Origin of the sequence: Endozoicomonas sp. ONNA2 (assembly GCF_024606365.1) — a bacterium.
Classification (GTDB): Bacteria; Pseudomonadota; Gammaproteobacteria; order Pseudomonadales; family Endozoicomonadaceae; genus Endozoicomonas.
In genome coordinates this window covers 1-1,334 of the sequence record NZ_JAHHPO010000542.1, presented here as the reverse complement: position 1 = coordinate 1,334, position 1,334 = coordinate 1, and the positions used below count along the sequence as shown (strand labels likewise).

Here is a 1,334-nt window from a genome sequence, read left to right as displayed (position 1 = left end):
CATAGCTACGGCTATGCTTCCTCCGTTGTGCCTCGCATAGTACCAGCCCAAGTAGGCCAGAAATATACGATTCCATATGGCCAGCTACTTACAAACACCCATTCAATTTAATTTCGTAAACAATAAATCGATTTTCATGCGTTTTTTTGAATGTCAGAAATTCTAATTCTGAGGCTATCAAACTCCCTCCTTACATTATTCATCACCGCATTAGAGGGAAACAGTTCAAGAAATTCTTGCACCTCAACAAGATCTGAATGTAAGGAGTGAATATTATCTGGTGAATTTTGACGCTGAGAATTTTCAAGCTGACTTTCCACTTTTTTTATGGTGCTCAAAGCAGAAACACCGATTAACCGCTCCATAACACTGATATGTAATCCACTCACTCTCTCCTTGAGCCTTGCTTTATCAGATGCAGTGGGGAGTGTGTCAATCACTTGGTTTAGATTGCGAATTTGTTTGGAAACAGTGTAGATTACATGTTTGTCCTCGGGTTTTGAATCCTTCCCTGCCGATATCTCCAACAACCGCTGCTCGATAACATCTATAGTGACATCAAGTTGATTTATAGTTGCATCAGGTGGATTGCCCAAAGTCATCTCGTTCGTGCCTGGCAGTTGGTGTTGTTGAATACTCTCAGAATTCGATTTAACGTCAGTGGATTGTTCCTGCGGGTTAATTGGAACGTTAATCTCACAACGACTCATTTCTGGCAGCCTGCAATTGCGCTGAAAAGCATCAGCCAACTCTTGCTGCATTTCAGGTGGCGAGACCTTAAAAAGAGCCATCACCAATTGCACTGCTAACTTTACTTTCGGATCTTCAGCCCGTTCTGAATCTGACTTTGATGGTGCTGAAGATGCAGTGATTGGCGCACCCCCTGACGAAGCTAATGATGGCTTCTCTCTGGCAAACGTTGGGTTAGCAGCGAGTGACAGGCTTGGCTCACTGACACCACGTTGCTCAATACCGGAGCTATTGGTAAAGGAGCCTGCTGCATCTACCGGGGAAGTACCGATATCAGATTGACTGACATGTCTGGATTTAAAACTTGCAGTTGTCAGATCAGTACCTGCGCTCATCAAGGCTGACTTATCTGCGCCTGATGCAACTGAAATTTGTGGCTGAACTACCCCGCTTTGGAGAGGAAGTTGCGGTACATTCATCTGAAGAATCCTTAGTTTTACTGTGTATTTTCAGTATTCGACTTCTAGATCAAAGGAAAGTTCATCTTTTATCTGTTGGCCTCAAACTTTCTCAATGTTTCATGCATTTTCAGATGAACCCGTAAGTAGTTAACCAAATGAAATCATATTTTCTGACTAAGTGGC

1 protein-coding gene is annotated in these 1,334 nt (G+C 43.0%); it reads right to left on the bottom strand.

The window, feature by feature from the left end:
* Positions 1 to 134 precede the first annotated feature (134 nt).
* Entirely contained in the window at positions 135 to 1,169 is a 1,035-nt protein-coding gene (locus KDK14_RS09525; RefSeq protein ID WP_257264866.1) for a hypothetical protein, read from the bottom strand.
* Positions 1,170 to 1,334: the final 165 nt, after the last annotated feature.